Raw genomic sequence first — 15905 nt, 5'->3', positions numbered from 1 at the left:
GCCCTGGCCCCCGCCTGGACCAAAACGACGCCGGCCTTCCGGCCCCGGCGGTCTACGTGCCGCAGCGGGACCTGGAACCCGCCATCCCCGCCTCATTGGCGTTCGTCTCCGCCGGCACGCACATGGCCGTCTTCTCCCTCGCCCTCGGCCGGATCGAATAGCCCGGCGGAGCCTCCGCTGTCGCATCGTTGCGAGGGGGGACACGCGGGGGCTCCGCCACCCGGCGACGCGGCGCACAGGCGCGGCGCGCCCTTGCCGGCACCCTTGACAGTGCGCTCCGAGGTGGGCAAACGTCGAGCCCGTGACCAATCCGACGAGGTGCCCGCGCGGTCACCGGCTCGGCCCCGGTCGCATCGTCGTCGGCTGGTGGCCGTGCGAGTGCCCGGCCGCACTGGACAACTTCGGCGGACACCAGACCTGGCTGTGCGGCCCGTGCCGTGAGGAGGGCTGGACCACCCGGCGCTACGATCCGCCGCATCCGCGCACCGCGGCCGACGTCGCCGCCGAGATGGTCCCCGTACAGGCCGAGTGCGAGCGCGCCCAGTCCGCCGTCGACGCGCTCGCCGGCGAGGTCGGCCCGGCTGCGGAACGCGCCGCCGCGCGTCTGCGGATCGGCCGCCAGGCGCTGGAGGAGATGGAGACGATCCGTTCCTCGCTGTCCGCCGCGGAATGGCGTGCACACCACGGCGGACGCTGATCCGGCCCGGTGCCGATCGGCATGCCGATGGTGTGCCGACCAGACCGGCACACCCGGATCCTGCGGAACGGGCAGGTCCGCGCGAATCTGGCTCTACCGGTGGTCCTCCCGACTCATGTACCGCCCCTTCCTCCTGGCATATGAGCGTGCACCGAGGGGGCCGTTTCCCCCCGCCTATCAGGGCATCCACCAGCCCGCCCACTTAGGACCAGGTGCGCCTCGGGCACGACAGGAGCGCTGGTCAGCGGCGATATAGACGCACCCGTATGACGACGCGACCGGCAGGGCGCACACGCTCCTGAGCGCCGGGAGAGAGGGGCGGAACGCAGACTGTTCCGTGACGCGAGCTCGCGCGGCCGCGGCCGTACGAAACGCTCCGCGTTCCGTCGGCGCTCCACTTCCGTCCGTACGGAGCGCTCCACCGTTCCCCTGTCGTTCCGCTCCGGAGCGCTCCGCATTCCAGTGCGTTCCGCCAGCGGAATCCGCGCACCGTCCCTCCAGCTCCGGAGCGTCCCCGTCTGTTCCACGTTCTGTTCCGGCCTGGTTGTCGGCGGCCGCCGGTAGAGTCCGACCCGTGGCCACCACGCTGGCCAGTCTCCGAGCCGCAGGCGCCCACGCCGCCGGCGGCGACGAGGACAAGGGCACCGACTCGCGTGCTCGCTTCTCGCCTGTTCTCGACGTCTCGGCGGGGTGCGTGGGACCGTCCGCCGAAGGGACACCGACATGACCGAGAACAAGGCCCGCAAGAAGGCGATCCGCGAGCGCATGGCAAAGACGGGCGAGCCGTACAGCGTCGCACGCCGGCGCCTCGCCGAACAGGCGACCGAGTCGGCCCCAGAGCGCACCCCCGTACCGCTGCAGGATGACCTAGCGGACCCGACCGGCGAGGACATCGCCGCGTACGCGCGGCTGCTGTTGGAGCGGCTGCGGACCCGCCGGCCTGAGGCCGCGCGCCCGGACTGCCGCCATCCGTGGGAGTTCACCCGCGCGATCGATGCGGCGATGGCCGCCGGGCTCGACCTGGTCGACCAGGTGACCGCCGGCAACGTCGGCCCCCAGGCCGTCAAGCGGGCCACCCACCTGGCCGAGCAAGTGCAGACGGCGCAACGTGCGACCGTCAACGCGCTGAACTTCAACATGGTGCACGACGTGGCCGCCGCCTACCTGCTGGTGCGCGGGACCCGCGCCGTCCAACAGGGCCGGTGCCTGCTCGGCCAGGCCGCCCCGACCGACTGCTCACCCGACCCGGGCCGGGTCCGGTTGCGCATCCACGACGCCTTTGGCCACGAGGACACCGATTCGGGATGCCTGCAGCACGCCGCCGAAGAATGGACCCGCTGGGATCACGGCGGCGAGGTCACCCTTGAGGCCATCGGCCCGGCCACCCTCGCCGCGGCCGTCGCCGAGCTCGGCGAGCAGCTGCGCGCCGAGCGAACCCGCGCCGACGACACCAGCACCGGCACCGTGACGCTGTACGGGACCGACCTCGGCGACTCGATCGAGGACCAGGACCTGATCAACAACGGTCTGTGGAACCGGGAAGGCACCTACGGCCAACCGGACGCGGCGCTGTGCGAGGAGGAGAACTGGGACTACGTCGCGGTGATGAACGCCTGGTGCGCCCACGCCGCCGCCCAGCTCGCCCGCGACGGCATCGTCTGGGACCGGAACACCGACAAGGTGACGCTGCCCGCCACACTGCCGGTGTCGGAGGCGGCCCTCACCTGGCAGCGCGTCCTCGACGGCTTCGACGCCTGGATCACCCGCGTGGTGGATGAGGTCCGCGACGGCGTCGGCCGCGCCGAACCCGACGACATCCGCCCCGACGACGCGCCCGGCGCCCGCTGGATCACCTACAGCACCGCCTGACCAAGCCGGCCAGCGCCACGGCCGAGCGCTCCGAAAGCTCGACGCGCCCGCGGTTCAGTGCTCGGCATATCGAAAGGTCCCCGCGCGACGACCCCCCGGGCGCCGAGTGAATGAGAAATGCCGATCATCAACCACTCGCGCGCGGGGACCGACCCGACGACCACTCATCACTTATCGCGATAGGAAAGTTAACCCTACTCATCGCGATGAGTGGCGGTAAGCTGTGGTCATGGCTAGATACCAAGAGATCGCGGACTCGCTGCGCAGCCGGATTCAGGCAGGAGAGTGGCCGGTGGGCGCCATGCTTCCCGGCATCAACGCCCTGCAGGATGTGTACGTGGATGAGGACGGCAACAGGCCCGGGCTCAACACGATCCGTGCCGCCCAGCAGCTCCTGGTCGAGGAGGGGATGCTCACCACCCGGCAGGGGGTGGGCGCCATCGTCACCTCGGCCAAGTCCCTCCGCCAGGTCGACGTCATCGACACCCTCAAGCGCGCCCAGCAGGGGATTACCACGGCCATCGCGGCTCTGGAGGCTCCCACGCACGCCGTCACCTTGGACCTCTCCGACGAGCACGCCTACTTCGTCCTCACCGACGCACTCGGGGAGTGGGCCCACCGCCAGCGCGGCGAGGCCCAGGATGAACTCGCGGACGACCCCCAGGACACCACCGCGGCGTCTCGGCTGGAATGGGCCGCGACCGCGGACAAGCTGCTGGACCAGATCGAGGCGGCCCTGTAGCCGCGCGCGTATGGGTTGGCTTACGACGAGCCCGCTTAGCCTGACGATCGCGTCACCGGGTTCCAGACTGCGGCCGCTGACGAGATCGAGCAGCACGAGCGCGCCAGGCGGATCCCGTTCCTGTACGCATCCCCGGAGTACGCGGCGGCGGGTCCTCGGACGACGAGTCCCCCGACGGGTTCCGACCTGCGGCGACGAACCACCTTCGTGTAGTTAGGCCCAGGACTCCCGAACGCCCGGCGCAAGGTAGGACGGCGCGACGTTGTCCTTGGAGGACTCCCCTTCCACGGGAATCTCAGAAAAAAGTTCCGCGAGCCCATGAACCCCTCTGAACTGGGGCTATGCGCTCCTAATAGGGACCGTAAATCCGGGATAGGGTCCGGCACTTCCCGACATACGGTGACACACCCGGTTGTGTCGAGCCCCGAAGCTGTCGGGGCACCCTGTAGTGTCCCGCCCTAAGCCCCACTACTCGCGCGATCTCTGATCCCGCCGCGGCAGACCAGAGGTCGGCCCCCGGCCCGCAGTCCCCCCCCTGGGTCTCGGCCGGGTTCACATCCCGCCATTCGGCGGACGCGAGAAGGGAGGCCCAGATGCGGAAGCGTCACAAGCGCCAGGCATCGGCCGGTGACCCTTGGCGGCGCGCGCAGGTACTCGCGACTTTGGCGAGGATCGGCGTGGAGCTGCTGAAGTGGTGGACCGGCGGCGGCCCTGACCGCCTCTAACCAGAGACGATCAGGGCCCTACACCGGGAGCTCTCGCGTCCTGTCTTTGCCCGGACGGCGCGGGGGCTCCCTCTTATTTTCCCAGCTCATCAGCGTTTGGTGCTTGTACAAAACGCACCGTTGCACGCGTGAAAGACCGTAGCAGCCATGCGACAAGGACTGAACAGGTATGCCCGATAGATTCCGCTCAATGGGTGGCATGTAGGGCTTTGCCCGAACAGACGCGAACGCCCCGTCTCGTGCCCCGTTTGCCCTGCGAGGTCCTCGACGCGGCCACGCCTGGCGCCGGTCTTCACCTGCCGGGGCGCCGGATCCCGACCACGGTTGCGGGTTGGCTTAACACGCCGCTACGCGAGTCCGCGCGAATCTCCGTCCCCGGCCCGGCCTGATGCCGGCTGAACGAGGCGATGGGCGCGTTGGCGGCAGGTCGGTCCGCAGTACCGGCGCGGGCGCCCGGTCGAGGCGGGCTCCAGCACGTGGCTGCATCCGGGCCCGGCACAGCGGCGCCGCCGGCCTTGCGTAGCGATGGTGATCTGGTCGGCCAGCGCGGCCAGGCGCTCGGCCTCGGGCGCGGGATAGGGCAGATCCAGGGACGCGCGCACCGCATGGCGGAGCCGGTCGGCGATCTCCTCCAGCTCCGCGGCGGAGGGCAGGAGGCGCTCGGAGCGCTCGCGGATGCGCTGCGGGGTGTTCCAGTCCGGCAGCGCGGCGCCGGCGATGCGTTCGGCGATCTCGACACATCGCCGGGACAGCGCCTCCAGCTCTTCGAGGGCGTGGGGGTTGGTGCGGCCGAGGCGCCCGGTCTGGTGTGCGGTCGCGGGGTCGGCGGCCAGGCGGCGGCGCTCCAGCTCCACCTCGGCCTGGCGGGCCAGCGGCTGGAGCTGACGCAGCAGCTCCCGCACCAGGTCGACGTCGCGCAGGCACCGGTCCGGCTCGACAAGCGTGGGGTCGACGTCCAGGGCGGCCGTCAGGATCTCGACGGCCTCCTCGGCGCGGCCGCGGGCGCGCTGGACCACTGGCGCGCCGTCGGCCGGCAGCTGCGCGGCCTTCTCGCGGAGCTCGTCAACGAGGTCGACCATGAGCCTCCGTTCTGTGACATGTTCCGTGACAACCGCCTGCCACCCTAACGGCCCACGCGCCCGACCCGCGCGTCTCGAAAACGCTCTTGGGCGGGGAAACCGTCCGTAGCCTCACTCGGTAGACGCATTCCAGGGCTTCGCAATCCGCACCCGCGCACGCTGGCTGTTTGATTCGCGTGGCCGGTGCAGGACTTAGCCGTATGGGTTCCAGCGTGATGGACCACGATGAGGGCCATGTCCTACTCCCTTGAGTTGCTGTTCTCCGATCCTGTGACCGTCGGTCAGGTCGCCCGATACCTGGATCTCATTCGCGCCGCCGGCGCCACTGAGGACACCGCGCTGGAAGAGGTCCACCCTCTCGGCGATGAGTCGGTCCTGGCCGGGTGGACGTATCGGCCCGAGCAGCTGCCGGCCGCCTCAGACCGCGCCGAGCTGACGCTGCCGTCGCTGGTGGTGCGGGATGCGCTGGACGTCCTTGATGACGTCGCCGACTCCGATGGAGATGTACGCGACCTGAAGGGTGTCATCGAGCAAATGCGGAACAGGTTGCGCAAGGCGGTCATGGCCGAGCTCGGGCTTCCCGAGGCATAGATCAGGAAGGCACGGGGGCTGTGACAAGCATCGATCTTGAGATTTACTCCGACGATCCGAACGAGGTGGCCGCGCTCGAGGCGTACTGGCGCCTGGCCGACGATGGCGAATCGTGGGCGCAAACCGTCACCGCCATCCGCTCTGAGCTTGGGCTGAAGCCACAGGAGATGACGCGGATTGTGCAGACCTGCGCTACCGCGTATCTCCCAGAGATCACGTGCCCACAGTGCGGCGATCCGCACGCAGTCACGAGCCGCACGAACTTCGCCGAGGTGGTTCGTCAGGGAAACGTCCTGTGCAGCACCTGCCGGGCAGCGGCCCACGAGGAGCAGAAACGAGCGGAGAAAGAGCGGGCCGCCCGGCGCCGCGCCGCCGTCGCAGAACTCTTCCAGGTCATGCCCGATGGTCCGATCGACGTTCAGGACCTGACGCTGTTCGAGGCTGTCGCGCTGCACGCGCTCTTCAGCGACCCTGCCGTTGAGGACGTCGGCATGACCACGCCGACGGACATCTGGCCGAAGGAACGCCCCTGGGCTCCCGGCCGCCTGCGCTGGGACTTCGAACGGCGTCTTGTACAGGCTGCGCCACCCAAGATGCTCGCGCACCCCGACTCGCACCCGGACGCCTTCGTGTGGGAGAACGACAGCCTCACCGGCGCGTTCTACCTCGGCAAGGTCAGCTACTACCTCCTTGGCCCGCAGGAGGACCTGAGCGCTCGCCCGCCCTCGCTGCTGAACGAACTCAACCGTGTCTTCCGTGAAGGCCCATGGCCCAAGGCCTGGCTGAGGCAATGGCCTGATTTGTGGGATGAGCTGGTCTTGGCAGACGCGTCGGCGTACCTGGACATGAAACTCGGCGAGCACCGCCTGGAGATGAAGCAGGGGGACGGCACCCTCGCCGCCTTGGCCGACGCTCTTGCCACATTCAGCCTCGGGCAGGTCTTCAACTTCATCTACCGGGCCGCGAAGGACTCGGCGGCCTACTACCAGCGCGGGGGCGTGAACAAGCGGCAGGCAGCCAATAGCACCGTCGGTCGAATCAGCGCAGCCGCAGACCGGGTACGGGCTAGCGGTTGGGAGGTCAAGTCATTCAGCCGGCCATGGAACCTACCGCTGTCCGCGATCGGTGAGACCTTCTTCAGCAAGGTGATGTGGCAGGCCGACATGATGCCCGTCACGGCTCAAGACGCTCATCCCCCACTCCACGCCTCGGCCGAAGGAGACCCCTCCGAGCCGTCAGCGTGACGGTGAAGCATCTGGCACACCGTGAGAAGGCCCGCGAGCAGCAATCGAACGGCCAACGGCGATAGCGAGCCGGTTCGGGCGGATTCACCGTTCGGATGCGGGAACCGGCGCTCCGGGAAGCGCGCTTTTACCTGTCGGAAAATCATGTCGTCAACCAGCGGGCGGAATCGCGCTCCCGGCGCGACGCTTCATGGCCGTGATGTCCAGTTCTTGGACGCCTGTCGCTGCTCTGTCGGGGAACCATCTAAACCCGACACCCGTATCCGCTACTTGGCGACTGGCGACACGCTCGGGAGCGCAGTATCAGCCAGGATCACGAACCAAGTCGCTGGGCTCGCGCCTGCGGGCTCTCCTCCACCATGAGCCGGGGAAGTCCCGGAGGCAATCCGGCGGGGGGTGTCGTCTCATAGCGCCACACCGGACCGCCATCGTCGCCGACGGCAGCACAGATGAACAACGCGTGGGCCTCATGATCCCGGGCACCGGCGAGGGCCTTGGCGAGACTGCCGACCGCCTCCTCCGCGGTGACGCTGCCTTGCACCCTGGCCAGCTGCCACAGCCGCAGCGGCTTCTCGGGGGGCGCGTCCTTGGGCTGAGCGCATACCCAGACCTCGCCGGCCCCGTCGCGTGGCACGATCTCGCACGCCTGAACCGAGGCGATCGCGTCGGCAGGCACCACCCATTGATCGTCTCCACGTACCCACACACGTGCAGCGTCCGTCATAACCCGACGATAGGTCGCCGCGGCTGGCGACACGACCCACATCGGACCGGCTCGCAATCGCCGTTGGCCGTTCGGCTGCTGCTCACGGGCCGAGAACTGGTTGAGAAAGGGGCCGTTGGTCTCGAGCAGCCGCCTCTGTCAGAGCAGGGTGGTCTGCTCGTGGTCGGGCAGGTCGAAGTGGGTGACCAGGTCGGCATTGACGAGACCTGTTGCGGTGATCAGCGCCTTCTCCCGGGCGTTGCGCACGAAGATCCGCGATGAGGTGGGGAGCCGGCCCAGCGAGTGCGGGCAAGGTCTGATCACCCCGTAAAGATGACGACCGGTGTAGACGGGGATGCCGTATGCGAAGTCGCGGTCGCCTTCGTCGGAGCGTAGGAGCGCTCGTGAGGTGCGCTCGGTCATGGACAGCCGCGCGACGTGGTCTAGGAGTTCGGTGAGCTGAGCCGCGGACACCCCGCTCCACCACTGCTGTGCGGCGGCTTGCTCCTGGCGATCGCGTTCAAGGCGTGCCAGCTCTTCCTGCCGTGCTTGTTCTTGTTGCTTACGCTGCTGTTCGCGGCGTTCTGCCTCCCGGACTGCTCGCTGACGCTCCATCTCGATCATGAACAGGCGGTGCCGTTCTTCGGCCTCGGCGCGGCGACGTTCTTCTTCCTCGCGTTGGCGTTCGCGCTCGGCCTGTTTCCGGCGCGCCTCGGCCTGTTTGCGGCGCTCCTCGGCCTCGCGTGCGCGCGCTTCCCTGGCGCGCTTGGCAGCTTCCTGCTGCTGGCGCATGGCTTCATGTTCGGCTTCCGCATCGATGGAACGCTGTGTGGTCCAAGACGCCGAACGGCGCGTGGTGGCGTTGCTGCCAGGTAGATGGATTCGCCGGTAGCGGCGCCCGATGGCGTGGAAGACCAGGCCGTCGCCTAATACCCACCGCACGAAGGTGGCGAGGGTGACGTCGTCGACCTGGACCCACCCGCCCCGGGCGTAGTCGAATCTCACCAGACCGTCGTGCACCATCCACCGCTCGGCAGCCGCCGGCGGGCTTGCCGGGTTCACGGCGATCGCGGGGACCGTGCACAGCCACGGCACGCGGTCGCGGGAACTGACCCAGCAGACATCGATGTCGTCGGCGGCATAACGGTCGGTACGCATCTGGATGTCGTCGTCGGTGATCGGGGACAGCTGCGCCTCCCACGCCATCCGGTCCTCGTCGCTCGTGGGGGAGGTCGCCATCACGTCGGCCCGCCAGGCCCCATCGGGAGCCGGTACTTCAAGGTCGGCCGACCAGCCCGCGCGGCGGATCGCCTCAGCCAGCACGAGCTTCAGCAGGTGATGATCGGCCGACTCCACCGAAAGCTGGCAGTCCGGCGAGCGGCCGGGATCGTGCGCGAAGTACCGCGTCCGCCGCGGCGACAGCTTGGCGTGCACGCCGTGACCACACTCGGGGCAGGTGAGCCAGATCCGAGGCCGGGTCCGGTAGACATTCTCCCACTCCAGGCCCTGACCGAGATCCGCGAGCGTCGCATCGATCCGCCCCAGCTCGGGATGAAGCGCCGTGAAAGACATCTGACCCCCCGGGCCATAGGTGATGCCTACGAGCGAGGCGACGGTATGCGCGGGCACTGACATTTCTCGACCGTCCCGGTTCGTAAGGCCCCACGCGATCAGTTGATGTTGCGAACGCCCGGCTGGCGATGCCGGGCCGGGGTCTTGCTGGGGCAGCGGGGCGGCCGGCGACGGCGTCGGGGGTGAACGGCCGCGTCTCGAAAACGATCATTAACGCGACGTACGTCGAGGCCTCCGCGATGCAGAAGATTTCGTAGGGTGTGAGTTTTCAGAATCCGTGTACGCGAGCGTCATCGTGATCGGCTGATGCCCAGCACTGCCTCGGCCGTCGTCCAATCCGTGGCGATCGCTTCCTGAGCGTCGGCGAGCTTGACCTTGCCGTCGCAGATCGCGGTGTGCAGGTGGGTCTCGACGGCGTCTTTGGGGTTGTTCGGCCCGGCCCCGGGTTTGTGGCCGGGGGAAGGCGGTTCGACCCACAGGTTGCGCGGATCGTTCGGGTCGCCGCCGAGCTGCAAGGAGATGAGGTGGTCGTATTCGGCGTCGTGCAGGGAGCCGGTGTAGCCATAAGCAGCGGTGTTGGCGCGTTTCTCCCGGTCGGTGACACCAGATGGGGGGCGGATCCCGCTGGTGTAGCCGCCCTTACGGCAGATCGTCGTGGTGAGTGTCGCTTGGGTGACGTCGGGGTTGAGTGCGCCGGGGGTGCAGGTCGGGTCCGGAAGCGGCTGCCCGCCGTTGTGGCGGTAATGACAGCTCCCCGCCGGCGGCTGGGGCTGCACGCTGTAGGTGGGACGAGGACCTGGCCCTATAGGAATCGCGCCTGCGGGCTTTTGACCGGCGACCGCGGTATCGCTATCCGAAGGGCTGCCCGAACATCCCGTGGCAGCGACCAGCATGACGGTGGCCAGAGCAAGGGCATGGCGGCGTGCGCGGCGGACCACTGGTCTCCTCGAGGTGGGGGCGGGAGGACAACGCACGGAGGCTATCCCTGGCACGTGGTCCCCGTAAGCCACCGTCGTGTAAAGACCTCGTCACTCACCGATGAGATCTCAGGGTGACCCGGAGTTCTATTCCGGGAGGCCCGGAGAAGGGCCCTTGTCGGCGGGGAGATCTAAAGTCGTGCTGTGCCGACGGTCACCCCCCGAAAGCTGCGCGAGGCTATCGCAACGACGTTGCGTGATTACATGACCCGTGCCCAACTCGAGGCGTTCTGTCAGGAAGATCTGGACCTCGACCTTGCTGACCTGCCCGACGGCGTCACGCGTGAAGATCTGGACGGATTCAGCAAGTTCTACTTCGTCCAGACGATCCTCGAACGCAAGGGTCTAGCCGAGCTGCTTGACCTGGCGAACCGCGTGGACGACGAACTCGACGTGCCTGTTCTGCGTGACCTGACGGCCCAGGCAGGACTGGTAGGTGTGGCTGGCGAGCTGAAGAACCTGATCTTCGCGGCGGATGGACCCAAACCGAAGATCGTCTTTCGGGACGCGATTAACAATGACATCGCCGTTGTCGAGAACGAGCATCACTGCCTGGTCTACGACCGGGCGCTCGGGCCGAACGGCCTGACCTGGCGGCAGCTCACCGCGTGGTGGGCGGACCACGAGAGACTTACTGGCGTGCCAGAACGGCAAATCTGGATGAGCTTGTACAGCCGTCTGGCGAAGTCGCTGGCCAACGAGGCCGAGCAGCGCATCCTGCAAACCTACGTGAAGCGGTACCAGACTCATGGAAGTGATACACCGGCACTGATTCCTCAGGTTTACCTCCATTACGATCCCTACGCCCAGGCCAAGACCCGCGCCCTCAGCAGAACGCTGCCTCGCCAACGCATGGACTTCCTGCTCCTGTTGCCGAACCGGGTCCGCGTCGTCATCGAATGCGACGGCAAACAGCACTATGCCGACGACCTCGGCAAAGCGGATCCACGGCGCTACGCCCAGATGGTCGCCGAAGATCGGCAACTGCGGCTTCGGGGCTATGAGGTATACCGCTTCGGCGGCGAAGAACTCAGAGAAGGACCGCAGACCGAACGCCGTCTCATGACCTTCTTCGACGACCTGGCTACACGGCACAACCTCAGCTCTCCGCCGACGACCAAGTAAGGGTGCGTCAGCTTCGAACACCGGCCGACGGGAACGGAACCCCGAACACCCGGCGATCCGCAAGGATCCGGAAGGCGTGGGAAGAAGCAGGGCGCCCGCCGTGCGATCACCGATGGACGGCCACGGAGTTTTATCTCGGGACGCGCACCGGTGATCGAGCCTGCCTGGATTGTGGAGAGTCCCCGGTGGACCGGCCAGCACCGGGACAGGGTGTAGAGCGAACACCAGACCAGTGACATGGGCGTCGAAGGACCAAACGATTCTCAACTCAGTCCGTGTCGCCCAAGTCCACCTTGGGGCGCCGCTGCCGCCACAGGGCCAGCATGAACGGCCCGTCGATCGGCGCCGGCTTGGCCGGGCAGATATCGAAGTGGGTGATCCGGCATTCGTCGGTCGGGTTGCCGCTGCGAAGATTCACCGCGGTGCCGTCACCGGCGACACGCCACCGCTTCCCCGGCGGGATCTTCGACATCGGATAAGGACCGGGCTCAAGAATCAGCCAACGGCCGTTCTCCGTCCGATGCCATGAGCCGGGCGCCCCGCAATCCCGGCAGGTCGCTGGCGTCCCATCACGCGGGTCGGCGACCGGGTCGACCAACTGCTCGACGACGGTCTTCACCGATGGCCGCTCAGGCTCATGCTCGGGAAAGTTGACTGCGTTGTCCCAGCAACTGTCACAGGCCACGGTGCGCAGCGGCACCGGGCGCTCCTGAGCGCCTTCAGTACTGCCGCAACTCTCGCATTCAAGCGCTGCCACGCCCGGGAGAGTAGCCGCATTTCGGCCTCTCCCGCCGCTGTCCGGCGGCATCTCCGCGTGCACTCGACAGCCGGCCGGTTGCGGAGCCGACGTCGCCGCGTGGCAACCGCACCGCCTGCTCAGCATCCCGCCCAGTCGCGTCGGCGTCGGCGCCTTGCTGCTCAGGCCACGTTCGAGCGAAGGACGCCGAATTGTTCGACGGATGTGCGCTCGTGGCGACTGCGCCCGTCCGCGGGCCCTATGCCAATCCGGCCGGTCGACGTAGGCGGCTGGGCGAGGATAGGTGCGCCCCCAGCTCGGTAGCCGTCTCCAAATGAGGCAGTCTGTTGGTATCAGCCGACAACCGGCGGAACAGTGTCATCACCTCCGATGCCAGAGCAATCGTCATCCTCTGAAAGCCAGGTGATGCGTTGACGCTCCTGGTTGGCTCCGGAAGACGGAAGCCGTCCGATGGCTGACATTTGCCCGCCGGGAAACGCGACACCCCCCATGCCGCCGAAGCGGTTGACCGACCTATCTCCCAGCCTGTCGGCTCCCGAGGCATCGCCAAGCCCACCATCACTCCTGCTAGCAAAGCCGGCGGCTGGGCGGGAACCGGACTGGTTAGGCCGGTTTAGCCATTGAATGTGTCCTCGAACCCGCAATAATTCACAAGGTGTCTCGGGTTGAGAAAGACTTTGAGGGTTCCCTCTTGATGTGCTACGGGTCGAAAATTTGAAAAGTTCTTTTTTGTAGTCTGAACGGCTAAGTGCATAGAATTGATCGAAGGTAGATCTCGATGTTTTGGGCGCTACGTAATCTGCGCCTAGCGTGTTTGTCATCTCTTGGATTACTGTAAGGCATGCCTCACTTAGCTCGCGTTCGCCGCGCCTACGTCGGCCGACTAGCTCGGCTACGAGGTCTGGCCTATTTGCTGCCGCGGAAGACACCACAATATACTGGGCGAGTTTCTTTACCACTGCATCTTCGCTACTCATGGCTGCGATACGCCATAGGCGATGCATCATTCTCGGGAGACGTTGCGGGGGGAGATCTTGAAGAAGAAGATCGCTCAAAGATGGGTGATCTTCTGTCTGGTTGCGCGAAAACAGCCAGACGCCGCTCCCTACCTTGTTGAGCTGACCCTCGTGGCTGTCCTCTGGCTGCATCAGGAGCAATTTTCGCAGCTCGCGATAGCTTGACCGGTAGAAGGACGCGAAGGAGGTTACCGTTGCCTCGTCGATATCTCGTCCAGGGTGATCGTTCGATCCGTTGAGCGCCATCAATTCATTTTGGCATGATCTAAATAGATCGTGGCATGCCGAATTGCGATCGCGCCCGTCGCTGGAGAATGCTGAGTACGACGCGCCCATATCGATACAGACCATGATGCGTGGCATATTGGACGCGCGGGCGGAATCGTATGCTTCGGTCAACCAGCGAAGTAGCCTGATCGAATCCAGAGCGTCGTCGACATCGTCGACCTGCCCCCACATCAGCCCTAGGCCATCCTTGAACACGCTGTTGTAGCCTGGATGTGCTGCTCGTAGTTGGTCTTTAAGGCCTGCATCGATTACTCCGCAAGGAGTCAGGACGCCAACGCCGCACAGAATCGCTGAATTGCGCGGCCTCTGAGAATCGTCTGGCGCGCTAACGTGCGCTTTCCTTTGTGACGTGGCTACGACGGAGAGGTCAGGTTCGCCGTCGATGTTGTCGTCGCCTTCACTTCGCTGCTGAGCAGAATCGGCCATGCGCCGATGAACCTCGTCGACCGCCTCAAGATCCGCCGTCGAACGGATTAGCCGGGCGGCGGGGGTTCCTAGAGATGAGGCTTCAAGGAGTTCCGCAAAATCGTGATCCACAACGCCTCCGTGGGGTTCCTTTTGATCTGGCTGCGGCACCCAACAGCTCGTAGGTCCTAGGGTTGGCTCTTGGTGTGTCACTGGAACCGCCTTCTTCCGCGCCCCTCGACGTCTCCGTCCTGCGATGTCCGCTCGCCGCGCGGCATGTTCTTGCGGTAACGCCCCATCCAGCTTTCTGCCGCCTTCGGGGTGAGGCCGGCTTCCTTCGCCGCCGCGGTTGCGGTAAATCCAATCGCGCGCAGGCTCAAGACCTTGCGCATCTTCTCATCATCGATCTGCTTGAGCACGCGGCTAGCCTCGTCCTCGGCCGCCACCTGGACGGCGGGGTCGATCGGCCCGCCGTGCCTATCCGGATCGGGCAGCAACCCGATCGGACGGACTCTGCGGCGATGGTTCCACCATTTGCGATAAAGGGAGGGGAACTGCATCACGCACGCATTGACGAAGTAGGTTTTCAACGACGCGCCACCTGCTGGTGACCAACGACGATCTTCAAAAACCCCTCTGGTGAAGACCAGCATCCCGTCAGCGACCATCTCGTACGCAAGGTCGTCACGATCAGCGGCGGTGAGTTCAAGCAGCCCATCCACGTCGCTGATCTCGCGGCGTAGTCGCTTGCACTTGGAGATGATCATCCCGGTCTGCAGGAGATACTTCAGCACGGGAACCGCATATCGGATCAACTCAGCGTTCAAGTCCTGATGCCGATTTCCACCAAGCCCTTGCTGCAAGACAGCCTCAACGATCAGCTGATCAACCGCTAGTCGCTTCTCAGCGTCGCTCTCGTCCGGCGGCGCACTTGGGGCAAGCTCTTCTTCGATCTGCTCGACAAGATCAGCTGTTTCCAGGAGAACGTCTTGATCATCACAATGATCAGAGTCGACCTCGTCCACTGTCTGCGATGAGCTTCGTTGGTCGGCGGGCCACGGGCCCGGCACATTACCCTGCCACGTCACCATCCCGTGGCCCTCCTCATCTCCATCAGTCCCCGGGGGACTTGGGTGGTCAGGTCATGCCTTTGACCACACATAGGCGCTGGAACGCGACTTCCCCTCGCCCGAGCAGGGACTAATTTTCTTACTCTGCGGATACCTGGCTTCTACCTGGACAAACGCTCTGAACCTGGACCGGGTCACCTGGATCGCGAGGGCATACAGCCCTGTTCCGCCTAGGTCGAGACGTCAACTCTCCCAACCTGAGGACAGGCCATGACGTCACGTTCTACTTCGAATCCACCCGCCTTGCTGACCCTGCGCGCCGCTCTGGTACTCCTGCTCGCCGTGCTGACCGGCGCCGTCGCCGGCACCCTCACCTACTTCGCCCGGCGTTCCATCCCGGAGGCGCTTCTGGCGGGCGGCGCGGCCACCGGGGGTGCCATCGGACTCTTCAACCGCCTGATCGCCTAGCGCGAATGCGCCGCTCGCGGGCTCCGTCGTGTCGTCGGCGGTCGAGCAGCCCACGGCAATGGCGAGGGTGGGGATGGTACGCGTCAGCCGACCCATGGTGGTGGGCGGCGTGGTGGCCGGATGCGGGCTGCAGGAGGCTTCCAGCGAAAAGGGGGGCTCACGCTGTCCGTAACAGCGTTGGCCGACTTACTGCGGGTGCGGCCGGAATACGCCTGAAAGGGGCCGCGCCGCCCCACGCCATGGGCGCCCTCCGGTGAGGTGACGTCAGTGGGCCTCGCGGAGCAGCGTGGCGCCGAGGGCGGCGACCATCGCGGCGGTGGCTGAGTCACCGATCAGGGGGACGACCCTGACTTCGACCTCGCCGCCTTTGTCCCACCGGGTCCATGCCTCGGCGGCGTGCGGGACGCACCCGGTCTCGCCGGTGTGGTTCCCGAACACGTCGTAGATGCGCCGCCGTACCCGCTCGAGCCCGGGGGGTACCAGCGATCCAGCGTCTGAGCAGGGACGCGATCAGGTAGACGGTGGGTAGGACGGCAGATCGGTTCGCGGCGTTGTAACCCGGCGGTGTAGTAGTCGA

The 15905-nt window shown here is 66.4% G+C and carries 15 protein-coding genes; 7 read left to right on the top strand and 8 right to left on the bottom strand.

Features of this window, described 5'->3' with window-relative positions; genetic code table 11:
• Positions 1-301 precede the first annotated feature (301 nt).
• From ABEA10_RS50745 to ABEA10_RS50735, 3 genes are all read left to right on the top strand, one after another.
• On the top strand, positions 302-697 hold the full coding sequence (locus ABEA10_RS50745; RefSeq protein WP_345475912.1) for a hypothetical protein: 396 nt from the start codon (positions 302-304) through the stop codon (positions 695-697).
• 723 nt (positions 698-1420) lie between these two features.
• A complete protein-coding gene (locus tag ABEA10_RS50740) occupies positions 1421-2566 on the top strand; it encodes a hypothetical protein (RefSeq protein ID WP_345475911.1) in 1146 nt (381 codons plus the stop codon).
• 229 nt (positions 2567-2795) lie between these two features.
• Positions 2796-3308 carry a GntR family transcriptional regulator gene (locus ABEA10_RS50735; protein ID WP_345475910.1) on the top strand — a complete coding sequence of 171 codons (513 nt, stop codon included), beginning with the start codon at positions 2796-2798 and terminating at the stop codon, positions 3306-3308.
• 1072 nt (positions 3309-4380) lie between these two features.
• Here the strand turns inward: ABEA10_RS50735 and ABEA10_RS50730 are convergent.
• The gene (locus ABEA10_RS50730) at positions 4381-5112 is read right to left on the bottom strand and encodes a hypothetical protein (RefSeq protein WP_345475909.1); all 732 of its coding nucleotides are present in this window, start codon (positions 5110-5112) and stop codon (positions 4381-4383) included.
• Between the two features lie 234 nt (positions 5113-5346).
• Between ABEA10_RS50730 and ABEA10_RS50725 the strand changes: the two genes are divergently transcribed.
• Both ABEA10_RS50725 and ABEA10_RS50720 read left to right on the top strand, forming a co-directional pair.
• Positions 5347-5703, top strand: coding sequence for a hypothetical protein (locus ABEA10_RS50725; protein WP_345475908.1), 357 nt, complete (start codon positions 5347-5349; stop codon positions 5701-5703).
• Positions 5704-5723: 20 nt separating this feature from the next.
• Entirely contained in the window at positions 5724-6947 is a 1224-nt protein-coding gene (locus tag ABEA10_RS50720) for a hypothetical protein (RefSeq protein ID WP_345475907.1), read from the top strand.
• A gap of 313 nt (positions 6948-7260) precedes the next feature.
• Here the strand turns inward: ABEA10_RS50720 and ABEA10_RS50715 are convergent, their stop codons facing one another.
• The 3 genes from ABEA10_RS50715 to ABEA10_RS50705 form a co-directional block, all read right to left on the bottom strand.
• On the bottom strand, positions 7261-7626 hold the full coding sequence (locus ABEA10_RS50715) for a hypothetical protein (RefSeq protein WP_345475906.1): 366 nt from the start codon (positions 7624-7626) through the stop codon (positions 7261-7263).
• Between the two features lie 183 nt (positions 7627-7809).
• Positions 7810-9285 carry a competence protein CoiA gene (locus tag ABEA10_RS50710; RefSeq protein ID WP_345475905.1) on the bottom strand — a complete coding sequence of 492 codons (1476 nt, stop codon included), beginning with the start codon at positions 9283-9285 and terminating at the stop codon, positions 7810-7812.
• A gap of 227 nt (positions 9286-9512) precedes the next feature.
• Positions 9513-9998 carry a hypothetical protein gene (locus ABEA10_RS50705; protein WP_345475904.1) on the bottom strand — a complete coding sequence of 162 codons (486 nt, stop codon included), beginning with the start codon at positions 9996-9998 and terminating at the stop codon, positions 9513-9515.
• Between the two features lie 345 nt (positions 9999-10343).
• Between ABEA10_RS50705 and ABEA10_RS50700 the strand changes: the two genes are divergently transcribed.
• On the top strand, positions 10344-11324 hold the full coding sequence (locus tag ABEA10_RS50700) for a hypothetical protein (protein ID WP_345475903.1): 981 nt from the start codon (positions 10344-10346) through the stop codon (positions 11322-11324).
• Between the two features lie 268 nt (positions 11325-11592).
• On the opposite strand, the gene ABEA10_RS50695 is transcribed toward ABEA10_RS50700, so the two are convergent.
• The 3 genes from ABEA10_RS50695 to ABEA10_RS50685 form a co-directional block, all read right to left on the bottom strand.
• The gene (locus ABEA10_RS50695) at positions 11593-12024 is read right to left on the bottom strand and encodes a DUF6083 domain-containing protein (protein ID WP_345475902.1); all 432 of its coding nucleotides are present in this window, start codon (positions 12022-12024) and stop codon (positions 11593-11595) included.
• A gap of 389 nt (positions 12025-12413) precedes the next feature.
• On the bottom strand, positions 12414-13922 hold the full coding sequence (locus tag ABEA10_RS50690; protein ID WP_345475901.1) for a hypothetical protein: 1509 nt from the start codon (positions 13920-13922) through the stop codon (positions 12414-12416).
• Positions 13923-13999: 77 nt separating this feature from the next.
• Complete coding sequence (locus ABEA10_RS50685) at positions 14000-14815, bottom strand: hypothetical protein (protein WP_345475900.1); 816 nt, start codon at positions 14813-14815, stop codon at positions 14000-14002.
• Positions 14816-15130: 315 nt separating this feature from the next.
• Between ABEA10_RS50685 and ABEA10_RS50680 the strand changes: the two genes are divergently transcribed.
• On the top strand, positions 15131-15328 hold the full coding sequence (locus tag ABEA10_RS50680) for a hypothetical protein (RefSeq protein ID WP_345475899.1): 198 nt from the start codon (positions 15131-15133) through the stop codon (positions 15326-15328).
• Between the two features lie 264 nt (positions 15329-15592).
• Here the strand turns inward: ABEA10_RS50680 and ABEA10_RS50675 are convergent, their stop codons facing one another.
• On the bottom strand, positions 15593-15766 hold the full coding sequence (locus tag ABEA10_RS50675; protein WP_345475898.1) for a hypothetical protein: 174 nt from the start codon (positions 15764-15766) through the stop codon (positions 15593-15595).
• Positions 15767-15905 lie beyond the last annotated feature (139 nt).

It is taken from the genome of Actinoallomurus oryzae (assembly GCF_039541955.1).
Taxonomy (GTDB): Bacteria; Actinomycetota; Actinomycetes; order Streptosporangiales; family Streptosporangiaceae; genus Actinoallomurus; species Actinoallomurus oryzae.
The sequence above is the reverse complement of the archived record's forward strand: the minus strand, read 5'-3'. Positions and strand labels throughout refer to the sequence as shown.